The organism is Planococcus koreensis (assembly GCF_004761975.1).
GTDB classification, from domain to species: Bacteria; Bacillota; Bacilli; order Bacillales_A; family Planococcaceae; genus Planococcus; species Planococcus koreensis.
This window is the reverse complement of record NZ_RQII01000047.1, coordinates 1-24,981: the sequence shown is the minus strand read 5'-3', so window position 1 is coordinate 24,981 and position 24,981 is coordinate 1. Positions and strand designations below refer to the sequence as shown.

Genomic DNA, 24,981 nt, shown 5'->3' with positions numbered 1-24,981 from the left:
AGACTTTAGGTTTCGCCTGCCCAAATTACGGCGAACAGCAAGAGCATCAAAACAGCATTGAGGATTTCATGCCAATACGCTTTTTTCTGGCGGTTCAGCAGCCATTGCTCGATTGCGTGGTTCACGCCTTGCAAGAAAAACAATGCGAATACCGGAATCGCCGCTGCAAAGCGCGGAAAATCTCCTATATCGTTTTCTACGAACAAGAACATCATCCCGACGATAAACATCAGCAGCAAAGCAACATCGATTGCGATAAATAGCCCCTTCCTGTCTTGATGAAATATGCTGACGGTGACCGGTTTCACTTTCAACTTTTTCTTTAAAAAGAATTGGCTGACCAAGACGTACAATGCAAAGACCATCGCAATCGCGACAATTGTAATGGGATTCACCTTATTCCTCCCTCCTAAAATCGCTTCCATCTATATACATTCTCTTCACGCACTCAATTTCCTCCCAAAAAAGCACCCAGTGAAGATTTCACTGGGTGCTTTGCGTATGCGTTATTTTAAAGAAGCTGCGGCTCGTTGGAAGCGTTCAAAGGTGGTCGGTCCGAATTTAGAAGCGTCCCCGCTGAAGAATGTTTCAAAGGCGAAATTTTCCGCGCATGCGGTGCCGCACTCTCTTGAAGCCATGACGAGTTTCAAATAAGAGATAAAATATGCCTCATGGAGATTCCCTCCGTGGTTGACGGTCATTTGAATTCTCCTTTAACAGCACGTTGCAGAGGCGCTGTTGAGATTTGTGCTGCAGACCCCGGTTTCCGGCAATTCCAGTTCAAGGTTTGCAGCGGACGCGAAGTCGCCAGTCAAATACGCAACGATTGACCGCACCTGTTCGTATCCGGTCGCCATCAAGAACGTTGGCGCACGGCCATAGCTCTTCATCCCCACAATATAAAAATCTTTCTCCGGCTGCCGCAATTCCTTTTCACCATGAGGGCGGACCGTTCCGCAGCTGTGGAGATTCGGATCGATCAGCGGCGCGAGCGCTTCGACGCTTTCAGTCGCCGGGTCAATGCTTGTGCGGATTTCGTTAAGCATCGAAAGGTCCGGCCGGCTTCCCGCATTGACGATGACAGCATCAATTCCGTTGAGAACAAACGGCTGCCCTTTCATCTCACCTTCAAGCGAAATGGCATCTCCCATTTCTTCGATGTGCTGAACATGGAAAGGCGTGTAAACATTGACACGGCCGGAATCCACCAGCTCATGGATGCGCGAACCAAGCTCGCCGCGCGCTTCCAATGCGTCTTTCTCTTCTCCGCCGTAAGCTTGCTGGACATTGGCCTTGCGCAAAATCCAACTGATTTTCACATCCTCAAGTTCCGCCAGCTCCAAAATCGTGTTGATCGCCGAATGGCCCCCTCCCGCAACCGCAATGTGCTTCCCAGCGTAATGTTGTCGATTCGGTCCTGTAACATCGGCGATGCCGTAATAAATTCGTTCGTCAAGCGCTTTTTCCTGGCGGGTCCATACACCGGAAGCATTGAGCGGATTGGGCTGGCCCCAAGTGCCGCTTGCATCGATTACAGCTTTTGCTTCGATCCGGCGCGGCTGCCCTTGTGCATTTTCAATGTAAAGGAGGAACGGCAGCGTTTCCCGGTTCGCCGTCTTCATTTTGTCTTGCCCTTTTCTGCTGATGCCGACCACTTTCGCATCGGTCCAGATGGATGGAGCGATTTCAGTCACTTTAGATAAGGGAATCAAATAGTTGTCTGCCAGTTCTTTTCCGGTGGGAAGTTCGTCATCTTGCGGCGCGGACCATCCGCTCTTCTCAAGCAATTCCTTTGCCGCTTTGTCTATATTATAGCGCCAAGGCGAAAACAATCGAACGTGCCACCATTGCAAAACATGATGCGCTATCGATGGACCTGCTTCGAGCAGAATGAACGATTCACCCGCTTTCACCAGATGTGCGGCTGCTGCTAACCCTACAGGACCTCCCCCGATGATCGCTACAGGCAGTGATTGATTGTCTTTTTTCGGCAACGTGAAATGGATGGGAGTTTTTAAAACAGCAGGGTTACAGCAATTTTTTTGACTGGACATGTTTTTTCCTCCTTTTATTTACGAACCGTTAAAACTTGATTTTTGCAAGTAAAATTTCAGCTTAAAAAATCGGTTTGCAGCAGACACTTGATTTAGCCATTGCCCCATTCAGCAGCGCCATCGAACGCAAGACCGTCTCTTTTTCAAATTCGTTCATATGTGAAAATATTTCATCCAGATGGGCTTCCATCTCTCTTTGGATTTCTTGTGCCACTTTGTTTCCTTGTTCGGTCAGCGACAATAGGTAAATGCGCTTATCGGCTTCAGAAGGGGATTTCTTTATCAAATCCAATTTGATCATGTTCTGGATCTGGCGGCTGAATGTTGAAATATCCGTACCCAGCGCATCAGCCACTTCCTGCATCGGCGCATTGCTGCGCTTGCTGATTTCGTAAAGGATCTGGCTTTGGACCATGGTAATGTCTAAGCTTCCAACTTCGCAGCAATTGCGGTTCAATAGCCCAAAACGCTTAACCATCGTCTGAAACAATTCTCTTTTCGTTTCCATGTCGTTCACCTCAGGTTTATTCTACATTTATTATTTGCATTTTGCAAGTATATTTAAATGACTTTCTATACTCCGAAAAACTGCCTCGCTTGCCGCGGGCGAGCGCTGAGCCGCTTCGTCGCTGCGCTCCTGCAGGGTCTCCGCTTTCTCGCTTTCCCGCAGGCGTCTCGGCAGTTTTTCTCCGAATCTACAAGATAGCTGATTTTATCAAGTACTTATCTAGCGTAAAATGTATCGGGGTTTCATGTCCTAAAGCTAGAGCAGTGTTGCAACGGTTTTTCATGTCTCGAAGTTAACACAGCGTTGTAGAGACAGAGGCAGAGACAAAGAAATCCTCTATGCCATTCTCAAAGCGATTTGAGCGGAGTCCAAAGAATCTCTTCTTTTATTCAACTATTATAGAGATCGAAGAGAGTACCATCTAAATTTAATTATCAACCAAAAAATTGGCCAGTTGCGGCAACTAAGCGGCAACTGACCAATCCTTATTCTTCTGTTATTTTTAACAGCAGCCGGGAGCACCGACCATGGTCAGGCCAGACTGTTCGCCTGTTGTTTCAAAATCCAATGTCATGTCTTCAGTCGCTGATAGGGCTTGTGGGGCAATAGCGATTTTGATGCCGTTGATTTCGGAAACTTGGTCGTCTGTTTCCGGAGCGTCCAGTGATAAGCCGATTGACGGACCGCAGCAGCCGCCTTCAACGGCGTACATGCGAATCCCTTCGGCTTTATTGTCTTCAAGGACTGTCTCGATGTATTTTTTTGCTTCGTCAGTAATGATCATCGTCCATCTCTCCTTACACGTTTATGCTTCTGGGAAAATCCGTTTCAAGGATTCTTTGAATTCTGGTCTTACGTTGATTTTTGAACGGATCGCCGTTGCGTCTTTCTCAGCTTGTTCAATAGTATCTGCTTTTCCGAGGGCTAGCAAGGTGCCGACTGCTACCGTACCTGCGCGGTTGCTTCCGCCGCCGCAATGGAAAAATACTTTTTGGCCGCTGTCATAGGCTTTTTTAACTTGGTCGATCGCTTTTTTGATAGACTCGTCTTGATGCTCTTCTGAGTCTTCAATGATCGGACAGGCGATGCGGTTGTAATCCGTATCTTCTTCCGTTGCTTCCGCGCGCAAATCGATGACAACGTCCACTTTTTCGTTATCAGCCGCTGCTTGTGCATCTGCCGCTCCGCCAACATAAATTTTGTCTTTAACCAATTCCTGATACGCTTTTTCCATTGTCCATTCCGCCTTTCGATTCTCAAGTTTTAGTTGCTGAATTCCTTTAGTTTATCATAGCCGATTTTTTCTTCAGCAAGCCACGGAATCACAGCGTACTTGGCTGCAAGCTCATCCACTACTTTTTGAATCCACTGTTTTTCAGAAGCGGCTCGCCCTCTTAATACTGGATCTTCGGTTTTAGCGGCATAAAGGCTTTGATTGATGATCCACCATTTCGGATCGATTTGTGCCCGTTTTAAATCTTCCTGCAAACGTGCCGCTTCCAGCACGGGTGTCGCTTCCGCCAATGTGACGATGACGACGCCGGTTTCCTTCGGATTGCGCAGACGCGGCAGCAGCTTTTTCACGCTGTCTGGCACGTCTCCCGCCGAACGGCTCATTTCCTTGTGGTACGCTTCGGTTGAATCGAGCAATAACAAGGTATGTCCAGTCGGGGCAGTGTCGATGACGACGATTTCGTCATCCGCTTTGTCGACGACTGTGGCAAACGCCTTGAACAAGGCGATTTCTTCGGTGCATGGCGATTCCATGTCTTCTTTCAGATAAGCAAGCTCTTCTTCGGTCAGGCCGTCGCCGGCATCTTTGAGAACTTCCGTTTTGTAATTCGCTACTTCCACCGCCGGATCAATGCGGCTGATGGACAAGCGCTCATTGCCTTTTCCACCGCCGAATGTGTAGCCTAAATGGTCAGCAGGATCGGTTGTCGTCAAATGGACGCGATGGCCCCTTTCGGCAAGCCCTACAGCAATGGCGGACGCCACTGTCGTTTTACCTACTCCGCCTTTGCCCATCGTGAAGATGACGCGGGTGTTATTGGCCTCGAAATCAGCGATGACGCGGTCCAGTCCGGGCATTTCTGCCGTTTCTGCCGTATTCGCTGCTGCAGCTGTTGTTATGCTGTAAAAGCTGAATAGATGGCGCAGGTTGTCTGCTCCGGTCAATGAATACGCTACGAATGGCAATGCGTACGTCATAACTTGCTTTAAAGCGGTTGGCGCATCTTTCAATGCGCGGCGCTGCCGGTCATAGAACGCGCTGGAAACAACGTCTTCCGGATGCCGCGTTTGGAGAACGCCGTTGACAATCAAGAGCTGGTTTTCGACGCCGATTTCTTTCAATTCATGGGCAGCTCGCGCTGCTTCATTCAAAGAAGAAGTATCCGGCCGGGCAACAAGCAGCAATGTCGTCTTGTTAAAATCCGATAGCGCAGCAACCGCTTTTGCATACATTTCCTTTTTGCCTTCCAGTCCGGCAAGCGGCCCGAGGCAAGATGCACCATGTGTACTGGTATCCAGAAAACCGCTCCACGCTGATGGCAATTGCAACAGCCGGAGTGTGTGTCCGGTCGGTGCTGTATCAAATACAACATGGTCGTATTGTTCGAGCACCGCTTCGTCTGACAGCAGTCGTGAAAACTCGTCAAACGCCGCAATTTCCACCGTACAAGCACCTGACAACTGCTCTTCCATCGTCGCAAGCACCGCATCCGGCAATTTGCCGCGGTACGGGCCGACCGTTTTTTCACGGTAGCTTTTCGCGGCCGCTTCCGGATCGATATTCGCTGCCGACAAATTGGCGATTGCCGGAATTTCGATGGGTTCGCCCGTTAATTCCACACTCAGCACATCCTGCAAGTTCGAAGCGGGATCGGTACTGACCAGCAGCACCTTCTTTCCCCGGTCAGCGAGTGCAACAGCGGTGGCACAGGCCACGGACGTTTTGCCGACGCCCCCTTTGCCGGTAAAAAACAGGAAAGGAGTCAGTTCAACATGTTTCGGATTGAATAGCGGATACATGAAACTCCTCCTTAGATTGAAAACTTGATGGATTGTTTCACTTTCGGTTTTTCCTGCAATTGCTCGGGTGTAATGCCGAACCATTGCGCGAATTCATCATTTGTCGGGTAAGATGCGACTCTGACGATTTCGCCATTCAACAGCACCATTGGCAACGCTTCTGGTCCTTTATCTACCAAGGCCTGGTTGACTAATGCATTTTCGACAAATGCAGCCGGTTCGTTCGCTAAGTTGAAGCGCTTGATATCAAAGCCTTTTTTCTCGAGTGAATAAACTGCTGATGCTAACCGCGTCAGTTCTGGGTCCACACTTGGTCCGCAGACGCCTGTTGAGCAGCACATCGCGGGATCGTAAATTTCTATTTTGTTCATCATTGCCACCTCTTTCAGCTTAGGATGTCCATTGCTTCAGGTTCTTTTCGAATTTATTCACCGGTGTCAGCGAATTTCTGAATGCGTGCACCGATGTCGTCGCGTACACGCTGGAACACAGCCCATTTTTCTTCGTCCGTCCCTTGCGCTTTCGCTGGATCTTCAAAGCCCCAATGGTCGCGTTTCACATGCGGAGGCGTCATCGGGCATTTGTCTGCTGCGTCGCCGCATAGCGTGACAACAAAATCTGCATTGTTCAAGATGTCCGTGTCGATGACATCGGAAGTTTGGTTTGAAATATCGATTCCGACTTCGTTCATCGCTTTGACGGCGTTCGGGTTCAAGCCATGCGCTTCAATTCCTGCGCTCAGGACGCGCCATTCGTCGCCAAGAATCTGTTTCCCCCAGCCTTCAGCCATTTGGCTGCGGCATGAATTGCCTGTGCATAGAAAATATAATGTTTTTTGTGTCATTGGAAAATCCCCTATTCTGTCAGTAGTTTTAGATCGAACAATTGATGCGGAGCCCTTGCTTTTCGAGTTCTTTGAGGTGGCTGTTTTGGTCTGGAACAAATGCCAGGACGTTCAAGACGAGCTCATACATCTCACTGGAAGTGTTCAATGAATAAAAGATCCACTGCCCTCTCCGGTTTTCCTTCACGAGCCCCACATCCCGCAGTTTGCGGAGATGCTGGCTGATGGCGGATTGGCTGATATGAAAGATTTCGACGAATTCACAGACGCAGCATTCGTTGTTCTCCAGCAGCTTCACCATCGACAACCGTGTTTTGTCGCCGAGCAATTTCAGGACCATGCCGGTTTTTTCGATTTCCAGTTCTTTCACTTTCATTGCCATGATTGTTCCCCTCCTTTGCCGGTTACTCGAATCGTTGTATGTAATTCCATTTTCTCTAACAGCATATCAGCATATGCTTATATGTCCAAATGATTTCTTGGTTTTGTACAATAAAAAAAGAGTTCACCCTCGGAACCCTTTCTTGCAGTCAAGTCTTTCACCTATACATGCACGCCGTTATAATCAAAGAAAAAAGCTTTTTGAGAGGAGTTGTGCTTGTGATGAACTTACTGAATTTATTCCGCCAGCCGCGTTTTTTGAAAAACCTATCGCCGCAGGAATTGCTTTACCGGATGGAGAAATACCCCAAACCGGTGATCGTCGACGTCCGCACAGCGATCGAATTCAAAAAAGGGCATATTAAGGGAGCCAGGCATTTTCCGCTTGGCAGTGAATCGAAAGCCGCCCAGAAAATCATCCCGATCACGCCGGTCATCTTGATCTGCAAAACCGGCCACCGCAGCCAGGCTGCCGCCCACACACTTCAGCAGAACGGCTTTACTGACCATTACCAGCTGGAAGGCGGCATGGACCGCTGGCGCAAGGAAAAGCTGCCGGTTGAAAAGTGAACGCTCAGCCGTTGTCGATTTCTTTCAGGATGCGCGCCGGATTGCCGCCGACAACGACGTTATCGGGTACGTCTTTTACGACGACCGCGCCGGCAGCGACCACGACATTATTGCCGATGGTGATCCCGGGCCCGATGACGGCATTTCCGCCAAGCCAGACATTGTCGCCGATTGTCACCGGCTTGCCGAATTCACGTCCGGAGTTCCGTGCGGCCGCTTCGAGTGGATGCGTCGCTGTGTAAATGCTGACTTTGGGGGCCATCATGCAATTGTCGCCGATGATGACGTTGCAGACATCGAGGATGACGCAATCGTAATTCGCGAAAAAATTCTCACCGACGTAGATGTTGCTGCCGTAATCGCAATAAAACGGCGGCCGGATGTGGAACAGCTCGCCCGTTTTGCCGAACAGGTTTTTCAGCACTGGGCTGCGGTCTTCGACCATTTCCTGATTGAATTCAGCAGTGGCTTGGCGAGCTTTCCGGTGAAGCGCTGTCAGTTCCGGGTCTGTCGGATCGTACATTTCCCCCGCCAGCATTTTTTCCAGTTCTGTTTTCATCGATGATCCCGTCCTTTCGTTCCAGTGGGTAATTGAACAATTTCTTTTTATCGGGTTTGCCGAGTGCCGTATATGGAAGCTCGCTGACAAAAGTGACAGTCCGCGGCAGCTGGACCTTTGCCAAACGAGGCTTGAGCCAATCCAGCACCATTTCTTCGGTCAAATGGGCCGACGGAGCCGTCTTTACGAATGCTTTTAAAATCTGCCCGTAAGTTGTATTGTCCACTCCTATAACTGCCGCTTCCATGATGAGCGGATGGCAAGCTAGCGCCCCTTCAATTTCGACCGGGTAAATGTTCACGCCTGCCGAAACCACCATATCATCTTCACGGCCGCTTAAATAATAAAACCCTTTCTCGTCTTTCCACGCCAAATCACCGGTTGCAATCCACGTATTGTTCTTGCCCCTCATCAACCAGCCGTTTCGGACGCATAACGGACCGATTTGGCCGGCAGCCGCCTCTTGTCCATTATCCATGATTCTCAAGTTCGCACCTCTGATCGCTTTGCCGGCGATGCGGGGATCGCGGTTCAAGTCTTTTGGTGAGGCGATAATATTCAGTCCAGCTTCAGACGTACCATATAAATTATAGAGGACATCGCCCAATTCCGCCTTTGTCTTTTCGATCAGTCCTGGATTCAGCTTGGCACCGCCGGAAGCGATGCATTTCAAGGAAAGAAGATCCGCCGCATTGTGGCTGAGCATTTTTTCAATCATCAGCGGCACAGCCGAAACCGCTTCGATTTGGTGGTCACGGATTAATATGCAGGACTGCCTGGCGTCAAATCGTTCCTGGATCACCGCTGTTTTTCCTAGCGCCAGCACCGAAAACAAAAAAGCGATGCCGTAGCCATAATAAATCGGAGAGGCGATATAAACTGAGCGGCAGCTGCGCAAATCCAGTTCATCCAATAACGCAGCGAATGGATTCAGGAAATTGACTAGCGAAGGTTTGTGTTCCGCTTCTTTCGGCTTCCCGGTCGTGCCCCCTGTCAGCAGCACGATTTTACTGCGCGATGAACGTTTGGGACGGACTGTCGGACAATCCATATGTCGCATTAATTGGCTAAGTGAAGTTTTGCTGCTTCCGGTACATTGTACCATCTGTTTGTGATGCGGCGATTGCCTTACTAAACGTTCAAACGCTTCATCGAAAACGATTAAATCGAAATGATGTACAGCCGCGATGGCATCGAATTGGTATTGGCTCATCCCCGGATTCAACAGGTAAATGGTGGTGCCAGTTTGCGACGCCGCAAAAAGCGCCTGCACAAATACGGCGTGGTTGCAGCATAAAAAGGCCGTTTTCGTGTGTTCTGACGCCCCACAATCCGTTGCCAGGAGCTGTGCCAGCTTTTCGCTGCCTGACAGCAATTCCTCATACGACAAGTCTGCGCTGCTGTCGATTAATGCGGTCTCTGCACCGCGCCTTTGTTCGGCCATTCGCAATAATAGCATGGCATTGATGCCGTCTTTTTTAATAATCCGGAGCAGGTTGAAGACACCCGTGAAGTTCAAGTAATCCAGTTTATACATGATTTGAAGCAATCGCCAAACAGCCATGCTAATTCCGCCTTTCCGGCAATTGATGGACAAAAATTGATGCAGCCTGCACCGGCCAGAGCCACCAAGGCCGCCACGTGCGTTTCTTGCTGTACAAAATACTGCCGATCAACCGAGCCGCCTGATGCGCTTCCATGGCCGGTACCGTTCGGTATGCAGCAGTCGGTTCGATCATCGGGGTCCTCACCAGCGGTAAGTAAACCGTTGATGCTGCGATGCCGTTGCTGTTCAGTTCAGGCGCAGCTGAGCGGAACCATGCATCAAACGCCGATTTCGAGGCTTGGTATGCGGCCCAATGCGGCATCGGCGTCATCAACGCATTGATGCTCGAGACGTTGACGATATGGCCCCCGCTTTGCTTCAAAAGCGGAAGCAAGGACATGATAAGCCTTACGGGGGCGAAATAATTGATCGCCATCGTCCGCGTAAAATCATGGTCGCGGCCGAATGATTGGAAAATGGGTCGATGGATGGATTTTCCGGCATTGCTGATGATAATGTCGAGCTTTCCAATCTTATGTACAAAGTCCAGGAAAGAACCAAGCTCCCGGTCCACTCGCAGATCGGCAGAAAATACTTCCACCGCCGCTTTCATGCCTTCAATTTCCGCCTTCATCGCGTACAACTTTTCTGTCCGCCTTGCCACTAGAATCAACCGGCAGTCGACCTGGCCCAGCAGAAAAGCCAGCTGCTCGCCGATGCCCGAACTTGCGCCGGTGATCAAGATGGTTTTCCCAGCACATTCTTGCTGCATTTTTTTCAAATAGAACCGATTGGTTTTGAACATGATCTTTTCAAGAATGATGTTTTTTTTCATCCGCTTCATCCTTTTCCGTTATTGGAAACCGATCAATCCATAAAATGACAAATTATCTCTATTTTCAGTTTACCATGGAAACCCAGCGTGCCCAGCCAATTTTTTGCAATAAAAAAGCAGCAGAAGCGGATGCTCTGCTGCTGGACTTTATTGGCGTTAAGCGATCAACGTCTGCCGACGGTTTCAAGCGCTTTTTGGATTGTTGGATAAGTGGTGAGTTTTTCTGCACGATCTTCCTGCATGACCAACTCCAGCGCTGCTTTCGGCGAAATGCCGGTGATGCACAATTCACTGCCCATGATTCTTAGCGCGTCCCGGATCTGGACAAACCCTAAGAGCGGCACTGAATCTTCCCAGGACAGGCCCGTGATATCGATAAGTACATTTTCGATTCTGTTTTCCCGGACGTATTCGCACACTTTCACTTTCAGCAAGTCAAAACGATGAATGCTCATCGTGCCGACGAGCGCGACCGTCGCGATTTTTTCCTGGATCGACAAAATCGGCAGCATCAATTCCTCGATTTCCGCCTGGCTCGCCTGAAGTTCTTCGAATTGGGAACGTTCCAAACTGATATCCGTCTGCGTGCCGATGAAATACAATGCGCCATCGATATCCACCGGTTTAATGAACAGGCGATTCCAAAATTCGGTGCCGTCTTTCCGGTAGTTTTTCAACGTGACGATCAATTCTTCTTCTTGGCGGACCGCTTTGCGGATTTTCTCTTTGGCTTCTGGTGCTGTGTCAGCCCCTTGCAAAAATCGGCAATTGCGTCCCAGCACTTCTTCGCGTGAATAGCCAGTCATCTGTTCAAAGGTTTTGTTTGTGTAGATTACAGGATTGTCCTCTTGCGATGGATCGGTCACGATTGTCGCAACTCGGCTGCCGTCTAGCATCGCTTCCATCAGTTTCACTTGTTTCTCGAGGTCAAGGTTTTTCATTGAACACCTCTATCTTTCATAATTTCAACTATCAGTTTACATAAAATATATAATAGCATAAATGGCCGATCCAGCGCCAAAATTAAGCGGCAGGACTGGAACAGCCTGTTCGATGTCATTTCACTTTGACGATGATTTTCCCGCGTGCATGGCGGGTTTCGCTCAATGCATGTGCTTGCCGCACCCCGTCGAGCGTAAAGGGCAAAACATCCGCCAATACAATCTTCAGTTCTCCTGCAGAGGCTAAGCCAGCCAGTTCTTCCAATTGATCGATTTTGATCTTGCTGTTCAGATAGCTTGCTGTGATGCCCATTTTCTTTGCCTCTTCTTGATTTGGCTGTCCAGCGACAGAAACGAGCCTGCCACCCCGTTTCAAAACTTTATAGCTCCGCTCCAAGACATCACCTCCTATGAGATCCAAAACGGCATCAGCTCCATGGACAAGCTTTTGAAAATCCTCTTTCTGGTAGTCGATGAACCGATCCGCTCCCAATGCCAAAAGGAAATCCTTGTTGCGGCTGCTGGCGGTCGCAATCACTTTGGCACCCGCACGTTTAGCAAGCTGAACCGCAAATATGCCGATTCCCCCAGCTCCCCCATGGATCAGCACGGTTTCACCGGAGGTCAGGTTCACCTTATCAAAAAGCATTTGCCAAGCCGTCATTCCCGCAAGCGGAATTGCAGCGGCTTCTTCAAATGGCAGATTTTCCGGTTTTTTCACCAGCTGTGCCTCTTCAATCGCTATCATTTCCGCAAAAGCGCCTGGCTTTTTCAAATCTGCCCGTGCTAGCACTCCATCACCAACGCTGAAATCCGTGACCTGCGCCCCGACCTTTTTCACAACTCCTGACACGTCCCATCCGAAAACAATCGGCATGTCAAAAGGCAGATAATCCTGCAGGTAGCCAGCTCTAATTTTCCAATCAATCGGGTTAACTGCCACTGCATGGACTTCCACTAAAACTTCTTGTTCTGTAATTTCCGGCTCCGGCAAATCGGCTTCTTTGAATTGCTCGATATCGCCGTATGCTTCAATAATGATGGCTTTCATTGTACCCGCCCCTTTCAATGTCTCACACATTTCCGATTTTCCTCCGCTATGGTATTTAATACGACACCGGCGGCTTTCTTCCTTTATTCTTTTTCGACTAGGCTGGTGACAACGGGTTCTAAAAAATGGCAGTTGACAACGCTATCAATTGAGCGTAATTTAATCCTTATCCAAATCCGATTTTTCCTCCTGACCGGCTACGCTCTGAGCAAAAAGTTCCACCACTTAAGGAAGTGTCCATTGTGCTGACGATTACCAAAAAAAGAATCAAAATTCCACCGCCGTTATTGATTTCCGGCAGCTTTCTGTTGTTGATCCTCATCGGGACAATCCTGCTGAAATTGCCGATTGCTACCACAGAGCCGATTTCTTGGACCGATGCGATTTTTGTTGCAACTTCCGCTACGACTGTGACGGGCTTGAGCGTCTTTGATCCCGGAACGGTGTTGACCGCTTTCGGCGAGGCCGTGCTGCTCGTGTTGATTCAGTTCGGAGGCATCGGTTTGATGACTTTTGCAGTCGCGGTCCTCATCATGTTCCGCAAAAAAATCGGTTTTCAAAACCGGCTTTATTTGCGGGAGGCTTTTTCACAAAACACGGTTGGCGGCATCATCAAATTGGCGAAGTCGATCATTATTTTCGCTTTTATCGTTGAAGCAATCGGGATTACAATTCTCACCTTTTACTGGATGCCGGAATACGGCTTCAGCAAAGCATTGCATTTGAGTATTTTCCATGTCATTTCCGCTTTTAATAACGCTGGCTTTTCTCTTTTTCCCGATAATTTAATCGGCGTCCAAGATCAGCCTTTTGCGCTGTTCCTGCTGTCCAGCCTGTTTATCGTCGGCGGGATCGGTTTTACGGTCGTCCTCGACCTATATCAGCATAAATCGTTCCAGCGCTGGTCACTGCATACCAAATTGATGGTGTCGGGTACGATATTGATCAATTTAGCAGCGACAATCATGGTTCTTGTCCTTGAATACAATAACAAAGCGACAATTGGTGCCATGTCCTTGGGCAATAAAATCTCAGCCGCTTATTTTACGGCTGTCACACCAAGGACTGCAGGCTTTAACGTGGTCGATTATAGTGTCATGGAAGATCCGACCCTTTTGCTGACGATGATTCTGATGTTCATCGGCGGGGGCAGCGCGTCCACTGCGTCCGGCATCAAGCTCACGACGTTCATCGTCGTCGTGCTGTCTACGCTGGCGTTTCTCCGCTCGCAAAGGGAGCCTGAGATTTTCGGCCGCTCGATCCGCATGGAAATAACGATCCGGTCACTCGCCATCACCACAATCTCGATTTTGACGGTGTGGATTTTCATTTTCCTTCTGACGATATCTGAATCGCTGCCATTCCTGCCTTTGGCATTTGAAGTCGTTTCCGCCTTTGGGACGGTCGGCTTATCGATGGGCGTCACCGGGCAATTAAGCGATTTGGGTGAGCTGATTTTAAGTGTCTTGATGTTCATCGGCCGCATCGGTCCGCTGACTTTGTTTTTCCTATTGCTCAAACCGAAAAAAGAGAACTTCCGCTACCCTTACGACCAAGTCTTCACAGGTTGAAAAAATCCTTGCAGCTATCTGCAAGGATTTTTTCTCTTTACTGCTTTATTTGGCTGTTTAGCATTCCGGCACTGGGGCACGTCTGCCTTCGATCAAGTCCGGTCCATCCGTCGACAAGACTTTGATAGTCCGGTAAATTTCATTTAGAAGCTCGTTCAATTCTTTTTCGTCTTTGCAGACGATATTGAACCTGCCGAGCATTTGGCCGTAATTCCCTATAGCTTCGACTTGGTCCCCTTCTTTTTTCAACTGGACAAAAGACAGGACCCCTGGCATTTCCAGTATGCTTTCCAGGCCGACGATTTTCTCAATCTGCCCAGCATTCAAAAGGAGCGCCAAATTGCAGGCAGAAAACTTCGTGTAGCCATTGTCAAAGCGTTCGACCGGATAGGCAGCCAGATCTCCACCAGTCTGGAAGTCCAGCATCATTTCCAATAGGTTAATGCCCGTTTGCTTTTCTATGATTTGGTAATGCTGTTCACCGCTCAGACGGAAACCCATTTCATACAGGTAAAACTCGCCGTTGTCATAAAGCGATTGGATAAAAAGCAACCCATTATCGATGCCCATTCCTCGGATCATGTCCCTGACTTTGCCATCCAGTTCACCCACATAATGATTCAAGTGCTCGGAAGGGAAACGTGTCTCGGTCGGCAGCGGAGGAGAACCGTCGGCCACTTTGTGGACGTATCGGTCTGTCATGGCTGTTAAGACGATGTTTCCGTTTTTCACTGTATAATACATTTCAACGCCATGCGAATTATCAATGAACCGCTCAACAATTACGGTCCCGGTTTTTGAGCGCTCCTGCGCTTTTTGATACCCCTGCTCCAGCTCCTGGAGCGAATGGCATACCGTAATTCCTTGGCTTGCATAGCTATCAACCGGTTTGACGATAACAGGGAAGCTTTCTGCATTCCCTTCGCCGCGGAGTAACGCGTCGACATCATATTCTTCGATTACGGGCACATTGAATTTTCTGCAATGATTTTTGAAACGGGCTTTGTCCGAACAGATTTCCAGCTGCTCTTTTGTCGCGTAATACGGCAAGCCAAGGCGTTCACATAATGCCTGCGCCTGCCATGTATTAAAGTCATCAAACGCATTGATGACTCCGTCGATTTTTTCTTCCGTTGCCATCTTCGCTAAACGATTGAGGTCGCCGGTGCTGATATCATATGCTTTATCGGCAAAAGCTTTCGCGGGTGCTGCGGGTTCGCGGTCTGCAATTATCGTATAAAACCCCATGTTTTTCGCAGTTTTCACTACATCGATCATGTGGGTATAAGCTCCAAGAATCAATATTTTTTTCATGTGGCACCACCCCGTCTTTTATGTATATCCTTACTTTAAAGCGCTTAAGTGAAATTTAAATGAAAATTCCGTTTTTAAGTTAGAACAAAGAAATGCTTCTCCAAGGTCCGGGTTTTCTTTTAGAGTAAAGAAAGTTAAAAACTTAGAGAATCGAATATAAATTCTCATACGAAAAGGCACTGCATATCGCAGTGCCTTTATCATTTTTATTAACTGCAATTAAACAAGGCTTAATTCTTTTTTAATCGCACCTTTTTGTTTCAACACCATGTTTCAAATAAATCTTGTTAAATATTCGCCAAATATTTTGTTCATAACTTTGGGGGTGTTTTCTAAATAGACATTGATTTGTTCCAGGTTCGATTCGACGGGATCGGCGTTGCTTTCGTCTGTCGGAAAATCGGATATCCCTTTGATGATGATGCATTCGACATCGTTCTTTTTGCAAATATAAGCAATGGAGCCCGCTTCTGTATCGGCGATTGTGATGTTGTTTTCGATAAGCTCCAAATAATCCTTCCACATCACCACGGCTTTATCAGCGGTGCCGATTGTTCCAGTATAAAAATCATTTCCATATTTCGATAAATCAATATCGACAATGAAGGATTGTTTAATCAACGGCTCGATTTCTTTTACGGTGCAATCGTATTGAACGGCTTTATCAGGTACGAAAATGTCTAAATTGCTGAACTGATCGTCTATTCCTGCGCAAGTTCCGGCAACGATTACTTTAGTCAAATTGAATTTAGACATCATATACTGATTACCGCCGACACCATTCACTTTTCTTGCGCCTGTTTGATAAAATACAAGTTCGGCACCCTCAATTGTTCTTTTGAAATACTCGCCGTAAGGATAACCGAAACGTTCATGGTCTTTTATGCCGAAATATTCCAGTGACGCTCCATATTCCCACTCTGTTGCTATACTTATTCCAATCATCGATTTATCACCCATCAATTATAATTTGTCTTTACTGAAGGTCTATACATGGTTTGCATTCTATTTTCATCCTTTCCTTCTTTACTCTGTCCATCAATAATTGCTTATTAATATGTTTGCACTTTTTCACATGCTGCACTTGTCGAATACAAACAGCTAAATTTTACCCTAATTATTTAGTTGAACTAGCCCTCGTCTTATCCTATTTCGAAAAAAACAAGCTAACTCATATCCGAATTAGCTTGCTTTTTCTATTTCGTATTCCAATGGAGAACCCTTTATTCGCCAAGGACGATCTTTTGCGGAAGTGTTTTCCTATAGTTTCTCCACATCAAGGGTATCGTATGTTTTTTGGTCGGTAATGATGTAAAGCCTCGCATCAGGAGGAATAACCTCATCCAGCCTTCTGACAATGCTGAAGTCCGAGCCTTCAGCAATCAGATTTGCTCCTCTTTCACGCAGTGAGTCAAAAGCGTCGCGATAGGTTTTCCAGGACACCGAAGGCTTGATCTCCCAGATGTTTTCCCCATAAGTATGGTTTAGCAATTCCATGAACAAGCGGGTCGACCCATGATTTAACAGAGCTTTAGCCATTAGGTGCGGGAATCCTTCATTGGACAACACGAATTCGTTGACCCCGGCATGCATGAACATGTTGACATGGTTTTGGTTGACGATTTCCGCGATTGTGTAGATATTGACTTCATTTTCTACTGCGTACCGCTCAATAGAGGACGCAACCAGCAATGTTTTCCCATCCATCAGCACATCGCTGTGATTGCCGGATGCAAAGATGGAAACCGAACGTGTCTTGTCGATTCCCGCTTTGCGAAGAATTTTCTTATCTGTCGGATCCCCTTGAATATAATGGAAACGCTCATGCTTGAAAGGTGCTTCTTTCAAAGAATCAATGAGAACGACATCCGATGTAACGTCACGGCTCAGCAAAATTTCTTCAATCGTCTGCTGCACACTTTTTGACCAGCCGATAATCAAAAAATGGTCTTTTCCCGTATAATCCAGTTTCCCTTCCATCTTAAGCCTCCCGTAATAAGTAAAGAAATCAACAATTTTTCCGAGGATAATCCCGATTAATCCGATGCCGAATAGATACAGAAAGATACCATAAATCATCCCCGGAATGGTTCGTGGCACATAGTCCCCGTAACCGATTGTTGTCACGGTTGTCATGACCCACCAAAACGCGATAAACGGATTCTTGAAATTATCGGGTTCCAATAGGTAGACAATAAACGCACTCGCCACATAAAAAATGAAAGAGAACAAGACAAGCTTTGCTGTATTTATTTTTATGATTTTCCGCATGATTTCAAACATCTTTCCACCTCAGACCCGTTTTGCATACTGCCATAAACTAAGTCTAGCTGTTTTCATGCTGAAATTCCATGCTCTTTTGTGCCTGATGCTATTTCTTCATTTTAAAAACTTTATAAGCGATTCCGGCGATTGCTATGGCTAGGATTGAGATCAGAATCGTGCTCATCATGCTTCCTTCGCTTGAATCCGGCTGCGCAGCCGTTTCAGAATTTGCAGTTTCCTCCATTGGTGTTTCAGTTACCACTGGAATATCTTCTTCAACCAAACTTTCTTCGGCAGCTTCTTTAGATGAATCGATTTCCATTGCCACTTCAAACCCGACTTCGCCTTTAATCGGATGGCCATCCGCTCCGATGATGGTCCATTGAATCGCATAAGCCCCGTTCGGCAAATCCTTTTCTGCCAACTTGCCTTGGAGTGTATCGCCGGAAACCATGATTTCATCCAATGTGAACGTTTGACCAGCACCTGTTAAAACCATTGTGCTACCAGCTTCAATTTGCGTTTCGAAAATCAACGTGATTTCTTCCAACGGCGCTGATATCTTTTCACCCTCTGCAGGATTTGAAGAAGACAGCCCGGTATGCGCTTGAGCAGAAAGCGGCCCAGCAAGAATAAGCAATATGAATGCGGCAAAGATTTTTTTCATCGTATATCTCCTCAACTTTCATTTTCATCTACCTAGCTAACGCATGAAATCTGATTTTAGATTACTGGTTTATTGGTAGAGTTTTAGAAAGTAAGGCAGGGATGCGGAGAAAATCGGTTCTGTACGTTGTTGGATTCAGGACATAGCTATAATTGGGCTACGTTTGCAAAAGACTCCAGAATTCGGAAAACTTTTCTTCATCCATTTTGAAAAACAGCCCTATATTACCATAATAGATATAGCCGCCTGTCACTAGCCTCAAGTTGACCTCAGATCCATCTTTTAAATGGATAGCCACTTCTCTAAAGTCATCGTCCTTTATGGTTTGCTGATCCATAGGGTCTTTGTGCTTTGCGTCCAAGTATGGCACAGTTTCATCCAGGTTTCGGATAAAGGAGTCAAGCGCCTTCCCGCCGTCCATTGTCTGGAAATTATCTTCATCTCGATCCATATCAGTGAATCCTCTGTATTCCGCCGAAACGGCATTGCCTTTCAGTTTTAGCTTGCTGAAAAAATCCTCTCCATTGGCCACTGAAATGCCATTCAAGTTTTCATAAAAATGAGCCGCATAGCCATCATCAGACCTATCATATGTCATCAGGCGGAATGCGCTGTCATAGCCTTTGACCTCATAGACATCCACACTGCCGATTGACGAAGCAAACTGTTTTGCATATGTTATCTGGCTTTTCCCTTCAGTTATGCTGTCCTTTGTGGCACCGAGTTTTTCTCCACGCAGAAGGCTCCCATCTTCCGATCCAATTTCAGTTTCACCCCGCGTGTACAGTTTTCCGTTGTAAACAATCAATGCCATGACGAGCCCATACGGATCTTCTTCTGGAATTTCAATTGCCGGAATTTCAACAATTGCCTGCTCCTTTACGGATTCCGCCTGTTTTTCCACTGCGGCATTTTCGAAATTCAAAAAGCTTGCAAAGGAAATCCCCCCAATCATCATAAGAATGCCTGCCGCTGCAGAAAGACCTTTTTTCGTTCTCTTCTTTTTGCGTGCTTGGATTTCAGACTGAGCCGCTGCCACACCTAACCGGCTCTTTGTATGCAAGTTTTCGGGAATTTTAATGTCGTCCATTTGTTGCCGGATTTTATTGTCCACTTACACCATTCCTTTCTCAAACTCAGTCCGAAGCTTATGCAACGCTCTATAGAGAATAGACTTTGCAGTGCCTAATGGGATTTCCAATAGCTCCGCAATTTCTTTGAATGTGTGATTTTTGTAAAAGCGCAGCATGACCACAGTTTTTTCTTCAGCCGCTAAGTTGTCAATCAAGCCCTTCAATGTCAGGGCCATTGGAAGGTCCTCGCTTTCCAAAAAGACATCCCCTTTGTTTTCCATTGCCGGGGTGCTCCTGTTTTTGTTCTTTTCCAGAAAAGTGATGGCGCAGTTGATAGTAATTTTCAGCAGCCACGTTTTAAAGAACTCAGGATTTTTCAATGCCTTTATATTGCTAAAAGAGCGGTAAGCGACTTCCTGAACGATATCCAAGGCGTCTTCTTCATTTTTCACATAAATATAAGCCATCCGGTAAATGTCTTTTTCGTAAATTTGGAAGAGCGTTAAAAAAGCTGCATCGTCCCTTTTTTGCGCTTTCTTGATTAATTGCAGAATTGGAAACCCCCCTTTTTGCAAACCGTTACTTATTAGACTGAATGAAATGATATTTGGCCTTAAAAATTTTTAAAAAGTTAATAAAGCAGCAAAGAGCAGCAATTGCGATTAGCGCAATTGCTGCTGGTTTTAATGACCCGTGGATCAAAAACAATTAGTTTACCAGTGCAGTATTATGTAAAATTAAAATTCCACATAAAAAGGATGGGTGCTTTCAGCCAGGCAATACTCGATACGTTGGCGGAAATTCTTCCATACTACCATTTCTAACGCTTCCTTTAATGGAAAATATCCCGCTTCAAGGCTTTCAGCGGAAGTGGCAAGTTCTCCGCCAGCATGTTCCGCTAAAAACAAGGTGTTGCATATCGAACCGCTGACATTTTGGAATATGCCGCAGAACTTAAGCGCTTTAATATCAATGCCGGTTTCCTCTTTCGTTTCCCGGATGGCCGCCGCTTCCAACGATTCCCCTTCTTCGACTTGGCCGCCCGGCATTTCCCAGCCTCTTCTCGGGCCTTTGATCAACAATAATTCCCCTTGCTCGTTCAGGACAATTGCAGCTGCTGAAACAATATGCTTCGGCGGCATCCATTGCCCTTCGGTTTCCTGCTCTTTTGCGAACATTTTATCCTCTCCCATCAAAATCATTTAAATGCCATCAGCGTATTTCTCTGTTTATGTATGTATATAGATCATATTTTATCAGTTCGCCTTGTAATAATATACAATAATTTCCTTATTGATTTAAATCATTGAAATAAAAAGCCCCGCAAACGAAATGGTTCTCGTCGTTTGCGGGGCTTTGGCTTGCTGTAGGGTATTTATTTAGAATTTATTGCCTTTGTCGCCGTGGCGCTCCAGCAATTCAGCGAACGACAAATTCTTCTCTCTTTCTTTGCGTTCAAACAATTCCTGCGCGTGCTTTTCTTCTGCACGCTGCTGTTCTTCTTTGACCAGCTCTTTTTTAGCTGCCAGCAATTTTGCCATCGTATCCTGTGGCAACATGCTGTCGGCCTGCTCTTTTTTCTTGCCCATGGCTGTTCCTCCTTATGGACGTTTGACGATCGTCGCAACACCTTGGCCGCCGCCGATGCACAATGTCGCGAGGCCTGTTTTCGCATCGCGCTTCTGCATCTCATGCAGAAGTGAAACGAAAACGCGCGCGCCGCTGGCACCGATCGGATGGCCAAGCGCAATTGCGCCGCCGTTGACGTTCAAAATATCGTGGTTGAATTGCAATTCTCGGTCAACCGCAATCGACTGCGCAGCGAATGCTTCGTTCGCTTCGATCAATTCGATGTCACCGATGTTCATATCCGCTTTTTTCAAGACGTTCTTCACAGCTTGTACCGGTCCGATGCCCATTACCGCCGGGTCAACGCCTGCATGGCCGTTAGCGACAATCGTAGCAAGCGGCGTCAAGCCCATTTCTTCCGCTTTCGCTTTCGACATGACAATTACTGCAGCAGCCCCGTCGTTGATGCCGGATGCATTGCCCGCAGTGACGCTGCCGTCTTTCTTGAATGCCGGACGCAATTTGCCGAGTTTCTCAGCCGTCGAATCACGTTTTACGTATTCATCTTCTTTAAAGACGATCGGATCACCTTTGCGCTGTGGAATCTCCACAGGCACGATTTCATCTTCAAAACGGCCCGCGTCGATTGCCGCCGCTGCACGCGCTTGTGAACGAGCTGAAAACTCATCTTGCTCTTCTCTCGAAATATCGTAGCGGTCGCACAAGTTTTCAGCGGTGATGCCCATATGGTAATTATTGAACGCACAAGTCAGCCCATCATGGACCATGCTGTCGACAATGGTCTGATCGCCCATGCGATAGCCCGTGCGTGCTTTCGGCATCAGGTAAGGCGCCAAGCTCATGTTTTCCATGCCGCCTGCCACAACAATATCCGCATCCCCTGCGTAAATCGCCTGGTACGCCAAATGGATGGCTTTTAAGCCAGAACCGCAGACTTTATTGATCGTCATCGCTGGCACCGTTTCCGGCAATCCCGACTGGATCGCTGCTTGCCGAGCTGGGTTTTGCCCGAGGCCTGCCTGCAGCACATTGCCCATGATCACTTCTGATACTTGCTCAGGCTTCAAGCCAGCACGCTTTACAGCCTCTTTGATGACAATCGCGCCCAATTGGGTAGCTGGCACATCTTTCAACGCCCCCTGGAACGAACCTACCGCTGTACGGACAGCGCTTACAATTACGATTTCTTGTGACAAAATGATTTCCCCCTTGTTGGTCATTTGCAAGTTGCTCTTTTCTCCTACTCCTGGATACAATGGTATTGGGAGGGATACTATGTTCAGTTTACCAAATAAAGCCACGATAATCGAGGTCGGCCCTCGGGACGGCCTGCAAAACGAAGGAAAAATCGTTTCAACCGAATCCAAGCTCGAATTTATCGAAGGCCTGCAAAGAGCCGGCATCCAGGAAATGGAGCTGACTTCGTTCGTGTCGCCGAAATGGGTGCCGCAAATGGCGGACGCCAAAGAGATTTTGGCGAACGTGGAGAAAACCGGCCGCCAATTCGTTTTGACGCCGAACGAGAAAGGGATTTCGTTGGCCCTTGAGTCCGGAGCTAAAGCATTGGCCGTTTTTGTGGGTGTATCGGATTCATTCAATAAAAAAAATATCAATAAATCTACGTCCGAAAGCATGGCTGCTCTGGAGCCGCTCATCCTAAAATTGAAGGAAGAAGGCATTTTTGTCCGCGCCTGCATCTCTACCGCGTTCTACTGCCCGTTTGAAGGCGCAGTCGATCCGGAGAAAACCGTCGCACTTTGCCGCCAATTCGTCGACTGGGGTGTCGATGAATTGAGCGTCGCCGATACAATCGGCATGGCGAATCCGGTGGAAAGCTATGAATTATTCCATCGCTTGAAAACGGAATTTCCGGACGTGCTCATGACTGCACATTTCCATGACACGCGCAAAATGGCGCTCGCCAATATTTTCGCGTCGCTGCAAGCAGGCGTCGACCGTTTTGACGCATCAGCCGGCGGACTTGGGGGCTGCCCATTTGCACCAGGTGCGACAGGCAATGCCGCAACCGAAGACATCGTCAATATGCTTCACCGCATGGGCATCGACACCGGCATCGATTTGGATCTTTTATGTGAAGCAGTTGCCAATATCGAGCCGCATGTTTCAAACCCTGTGGATACCGGCATGTACCGCCTGTACAAAAATAAGAAATAAGGGGTTTTGGCAATGAGAAGACGCATCCTTCAAGTTTCCGCAGTTGTCTCAAGCGCATTTACTTTGGCGACAGCCGCTTTCGGCATCGCCGCAAGCAATAGGTTGATGTATGTAAAGAAAAAAGACGAAAACTTGATACTGGAGCGTGAAACCTCTGCCAAACGCTACGATGAAGTGTGGTACGCCAATGTGCCAAAAAGCGAACAATGGATTGAGTCCCAAAATGGCTACCAAGTAAAAGCCATCTTCCTGGAACCCCATGCCACAAAACGCTATGCTGTCATTTGCCACGGCGTCACCGAATCGAAAGTCAACTCATTCAAATATGCCCGCATGTTTGAAGCACTCGGCTTTAACTCGGTCGTCTACGACCACCGGCGCCACGGCGATTCCGGCGGCAAAACAACAAGTTTTGGCCATTATGAAAAATTCGACCTGAAAGCAGTCGTTGAAGCATTGAAACTCCACGTCGGTCCAGGGCTCACATTCGGCATCCACGGCGAATCGATGGGCGCCGCGACCACGCTGCTGTATGCAGGCATGCAGGACGATGCCGATTTTTACGTATCGGACTGTGCCTACTCCGACATTTCGGAACAAGTGCTGCACGTCATGCGCACCACCACCCGCCTCCGCACGCCGCTGGCATTGAAACTCGCCTCGTTTTTCATGCGGCTGCGCGACGGCTACCTGATCAGTACCGTGACTCCGCGGGAAGCGGTTAAAAAAATCATGAACCCGGTTTTATTCATCCACAGCTTGCCGGATGATTTCGTACTGCCGCAGATGACGATGGAAATGCACGACCTGAAACCGGGCCGGAAAGCGCTGAAGCTGTTCGAAGAAGGGGCGCATGCGCAATCCTTCAACTTGCATCCGAAAGAGTACGAAGAAACCGTCGCCCAGTTTTTGCGGGAGCACGCATTGCTTGAACCGGCTATAGAAGAAAAAGTATAACGAAAAACGCCAACCCTTAAAGGGCTGGCGTTTTTTGATGTATTTACCTAATGTCATGAAAAAAGCACTCAGGGAGCGCTTCTTATTTTTTAGTTGGTGGTTTAGTTGATGCTTTATTCATTTGTTGCATCATTTGATTGATTTTTTTCTGAGACGGTTTTTGTCCCATTTGCATCATCATGATACGCAGCATATCTTCGTTAATCGGTGGATTGTCTTTCAAATACTTCATCATGTATTGACGTGCGATGAAAAATCCAAGCGCAACACCCGCGATTAAAGCGACGATAACGATTACGATCCAGATCCATGTATCCATTCTTGTTACCCCCTTCGTGTTGCATAAATAAGTAGTGCACCACAATGGATTATACTATATATTTCCGGATGTGACTATAGACACGAAATAATATTAGGCAGAAACAGATTCTAATAAATGTACGAATGTTGTTAGAGAAGTGTAATTTATAATTTATCTAGCTTTAATCCGATATTCCGCAAAACAGCTACGCTTGCCGCGGGCGAGCACCAAGCCTCCTCAGTCGCTTCGCTCCCTGCGGGGTCTCGGCTGTCTCGCTTTCCCGCAGGCAAGACATTGGCCGAAGCTAGCGAGGCCATGTCTTTGCGACGAAGTGCGCAGCACTGCAGGAGCAGTACGGTTTTCTCCGCTGTTTTGCTTCATATCTGGAGAACTCGAAAGAAACTGCAGAAAGTAAATCTTTTGTATTCTTCAGTAAAAGAAATAACTTGTTATAAAAAAATATCTTTGAATGAAGCGGAAGGCGGAGACTGAAGCCAGGACCGCGGAACGCGTCCGCCTGTCTCTGCATCGCTTCGCTAGCTTCGAGACATGAAAGTGCGTTGAAGCGCAATAAAAAGCTATAAATACTTTAAATTAAAAAAGACGGAAACAAGTTCTGTTTCCGTCTTTTGCTATTCATATTTATTAGCCTAGTAGAGCTTTGACTTTTGCTACTACGTTTTCAGGAGTGAAGCCGAATTCTTTCATGATGCGGTCGCCAGGTGCGCTTGCACCAAAACGGTCGT

Annotated in this window: 29 protein-coding genes; 4 read left to right on the top strand and 25 right to left on the bottom strand. The window is 47.4% G+C overall.

Features of this window, described 5'->3' with window-relative positions; translation table 11 throughout:
* Positions 1 to 5: 5 nt before the first annotated feature.
* From EGV91_RS10980 to EGV91_RS10935, 10 genes are all read right to left on the bottom strand, one after another.
* A complete protein-coding gene (locus EGV91_RS10980) occupies positions 6 to 395 on the bottom strand; it encodes a DUF4181 domain-containing protein (RefSeq protein ID WP_158290605.1) in 390 nt (129 codons plus the stop codon).
* 111 nt (positions 396 to 506) lie between these two features.
* Positions 507 to 701, bottom strand: coding sequence for a hypothetical protein (locus EGV91_RS10975; RefSeq protein WP_135503672.1), 195 nt, complete (start codon positions 699 to 701; stop codon positions 507 to 509).
* 12 nt (positions 702 to 713) lie between these two features.
* Positions 714 to 2,054: an NAD(P)-binding domain-containing protein gene (locus tag EGV91_RS10970; RefSeq protein WP_135503670.1), complete on the bottom strand. Its 1,341-nt coding sequence runs from the start codon at positions 2,052 to 2,054 to the stop codon at positions 714 to 716.
* Between the two features lie 61 nt (positions 2,055 to 2,115).
* Entirely contained in the window at positions 2,116 to 2,562 is a 447-nt protein-coding gene (locus EGV91_RS10965; RefSeq protein WP_135503668.1) for a MarR family winged helix-turn-helix transcriptional regulator, read from the bottom strand.
* Positions 2,563 to 3,064: 502 nt separating this feature from the next.
* Entirely contained in the window at positions 3,065 to 3,346 is a 282-nt protein-coding gene (locus tag EGV91_RS10960; protein ID WP_135503666.1) for a HesB/IscA family protein, read from the bottom strand.
* Positions 3,347 to 3,367: 21 nt separating this feature from the next.
* Positions 3,368 to 3,796 (bottom strand): protein-tyrosine phosphatase family protein, encoded by a 429-nt coding sequence (locus EGV91_RS10955; RefSeq protein ID WP_135503664.1) that lies wholly within the window; start codon positions 3,794 to 3,796, stop codon positions 3,368 to 3,370.
* 29 nt (positions 3,797 to 3,825) lie between these two features.
* Complete coding sequence (arsA, locus tag EGV91_RS10950; RefSeq protein ID WP_135503662.1) at positions 3,826 to 5,595, bottom strand: arsenical pump-driving ATPase; 1,770 nt, start codon at positions 5,593 to 5,595, stop codon at positions 3,826 to 3,828.
* An 11-nt stretch (positions 5,596 to 5,606) separates the two neighbouring features.
* Positions 5,607 to 5,966, bottom strand: coding sequence for an arsenite efflux transporter metallochaperone ArsD (arsD, locus tag EGV91_RS10945; RefSeq protein WP_135503729.1), 360 nt, complete (start codon positions 5,964 to 5,966; stop codon positions 5,607 to 5,609).
* 53 nt (positions 5,967 to 6,019) lie between these two features.
* Positions 6,020 to 6,439, bottom strand: coding sequence for an arsenate reductase (thioredoxin) (arsC, locus tag EGV91_RS10940; RefSeq protein WP_135503660.1), 420 nt, complete (start codon positions 6,437 to 6,439; stop codon positions 6,020 to 6,022).
* 28 nt (positions 6,440 to 6,467) lie between these two features.
* Positions 6,468 to 6,815 (bottom strand): ArsR/SmtB family transcription factor, encoded by a 348-nt coding sequence (locus EGV91_RS10935; RefSeq protein WP_135503727.1) that lies wholly within the window; start codon positions 6,813 to 6,815, stop codon positions 6,468 to 6,470.
* A 227-nt stretch (positions 6,816 to 7,042) separates the two neighbouring features.
* Between EGV91_RS10935 and EGV91_RS10930 the strand changes: the two genes are divergently transcribed.
* A complete protein-coding gene (locus EGV91_RS10930; protein ID WP_135503725.1) occupies positions 7,043 to 7,390 on the top strand; it encodes a rhodanese-like domain-containing protein in 348 nt (115 codons plus the stop codon).
* 4 nt (positions 7,391 to 7,394) lie between these two features.
* On the opposite strand, the gene EGV91_RS10925 is transcribed toward EGV91_RS10930, so the two are convergent.
* The 5 genes from EGV91_RS10925 to EGV91_RS10905 form a co-directional block, all read right to left on the bottom strand.
* Positions 7,395 to 7,949: a maltose acetyltransferase domain-containing protein gene (locus EGV91_RS10925; RefSeq protein ID WP_135503658.1), complete on the bottom strand. Its 555-nt coding sequence runs from the start codon at positions 7,947 to 7,949 to the stop codon at positions 7,395 to 7,397.
* Complete coding sequence (locus EGV91_RS10920) at positions 7,849 to 9,513, bottom strand: AMP-binding protein (RefSeq protein WP_135503656.1); 1,665 nt, start codon at positions 9,511 to 9,513, stop codon at positions 7,849 to 7,851. Before EGV91_RS10920 ends, EGV91_RS10925 begins: the two co-directional genes overlap by 101 nt.
* A 1-nt stretch (position 9,514) precedes the next feature.
* Positions 9,515 to 10,330, bottom strand: a complete 816-nt coding sequence (locus tag EGV91_RS10915; RefSeq protein ID WP_135503654.1) for an SDR family NAD(P)-dependent oxidoreductase — start codon at positions 10,328 to 10,330, stop codon at positions 9,515 to 9,517.
* A gap of 164 nt (positions 10,331 to 10,494) precedes the next feature.
* Positions 10,495 to 11,271, bottom strand: coding sequence for a YtvA family blue-light photoreceptor (gene ytvA / locus EGV91_RS10910; protein ID WP_135503652.1), 777 nt, complete (start codon positions 11,269 to 11,271; stop codon positions 10,495 to 10,497).
* A 115-nt stretch (positions 11,272 to 11,386) separates the two neighbouring features.
* Positions 11,387 to 12,322, bottom strand: coding sequence for an NADP-dependent oxidoreductase (locus EGV91_RS10905; protein WP_135503650.1), 936 nt, complete (start codon positions 12,320 to 12,322; stop codon positions 11,387 to 11,389).
* Between the two features lie 242 nt (positions 12,323 to 12,564).
* On the opposite strand from EGV91_RS10905, the gene EGV91_RS10900 reads away from it, so the two are divergent.
* Positions 12,565 to 13,893, top strand: coding sequence for a TrkH family potassium uptake protein (locus EGV91_RS10900; RefSeq protein WP_135503648.1), 1,329 nt, complete (start codon positions 12,565 to 12,567; stop codon positions 13,891 to 13,893).
* Between the two features lie 57 nt (positions 13,894 to 13,950).
* Here EGV91_RS10900 and EGV91_RS10895 read toward each other — a convergent pair whose 3' ends face one another.
* From EGV91_RS10895 to EGV91_RS10855, 9 genes are all read right to left on the bottom strand, one after another.
* Complete coding sequence (locus tag EGV91_RS10895; RefSeq protein ID WP_135503646.1) at positions 13,951 to 15,207, bottom strand: ATP-binding protein; 1,257 nt, start codon at positions 15,205 to 15,207, stop codon at positions 13,951 to 13,953.
* A gap of 273 nt (positions 15,208 to 15,480) precedes the next feature.
* On the bottom strand, positions 15,481 to 16,152 hold the full coding sequence (locus EGV91_RS10890; protein WP_135503644.1) for a 5'-methylthioadenosine/S-adenosylhomocysteine nucleosidase family protein: 672 nt from the start codon (positions 16,150 to 16,152) through the stop codon (positions 15,481 to 15,483).
* A gap of 315 nt (positions 16,153 to 16,467) precedes the next feature.
* Positions 16,468 to 17,478: a potassium channel family protein gene (locus EGV91_RS10885; protein WP_158290604.1), complete on the bottom strand. Its 1,011-nt coding sequence runs from the start codon at positions 17,476 to 17,478 to the stop codon at positions 16,468 to 16,470.
* A 100-nt stretch (positions 17,479 to 17,578) separates the two neighbouring features.
* Positions 17,579 to 18,139 carry a copper resistance CopC family protein gene (locus tag EGV91_RS10880; RefSeq protein ID WP_135503640.1) on the bottom strand — a complete coding sequence of 187 codons (561 nt, stop codon included), beginning with the start codon at positions 18,137 to 18,139 and terminating at the stop codon, positions 17,579 to 17,581.
* Between the two features lie 157 nt (positions 18,140 to 18,296).
* Positions 18,297 to 19,253, bottom strand: coding sequence for a hypothetical protein (locus tag EGV91_RS17265; protein WP_206662868.1), 957 nt, complete (start codon positions 19,251 to 19,253; stop codon positions 18,297 to 18,299).
* Entirely contained in the window at positions 19,254 to 19,766 is a 513-nt protein-coding gene (locus tag EGV91_RS10870) for a sigma-70 family RNA polymerase sigma factor (protein WP_135503721.1), read from the bottom strand.
* Positions 19,767 to 19,949: 183 nt separating this feature from the next.
* Positions 19,950 to 20,390, bottom strand: coding sequence for an NUDIX hydrolase (locus EGV91_RS10865; protein WP_241666173.1), 441 nt, complete (start codon positions 20,388 to 20,390; stop codon positions 19,950 to 19,952).
* A gap of 201 nt (positions 20,391 to 20,591) precedes the next feature.
* A complete protein-coding gene (locus EGV91_RS10860) occupies positions 20,592 to 20,801 on the bottom strand; it encodes a YqkE family protein (protein WP_135503637.1) in 210 nt (69 codons plus the stop codon).
* Between the two features lie 12 nt (positions 20,802 to 20,813).
* Entirely contained in the window at positions 20,814 to 22,022 is a 1,209-nt protein-coding gene (locus EGV91_RS10855; protein WP_135503635.1) for an acetyl-CoA C-acetyltransferase, read from the bottom strand.
* 55 nt (positions 22,023 to 22,077) lie between these two features.
* Between EGV91_RS10855 and EGV91_RS10850 the strand changes: the two genes are divergently transcribed.
* Positions 22,078 to 22,977 (top strand): hydroxymethylglutaryl-CoA lyase, encoded by a 900-nt coding sequence (locus EGV91_RS10850; RefSeq protein WP_135503633.1) that lies wholly within the window; start codon positions 22,078 to 22,080, stop codon positions 22,975 to 22,977.
* 12 nt (positions 22,978 to 22,989) lie between these two features.
* Entirely contained in the window at positions 22,990 to 23,934 is a 945-nt protein-coding gene (locus EGV91_RS10845; protein WP_135503631.1) for an alpha/beta hydrolase, read from the top strand.
* 82 nt (positions 23,935 to 24,016) lie between these two features.
* Here EGV91_RS10845 and EGV91_RS10840 read toward each other — a convergent pair whose 3' ends face one another.
* A complete protein-coding gene (locus EGV91_RS10840) occupies positions 24,017 to 24,253 on the bottom strand; it encodes a YneF family protein (RefSeq protein ID WP_135503629.1) in 237 nt (78 codons plus the stop codon).
* Positions 24,254 to 24,981 lie beyond the last annotated feature (728 nt).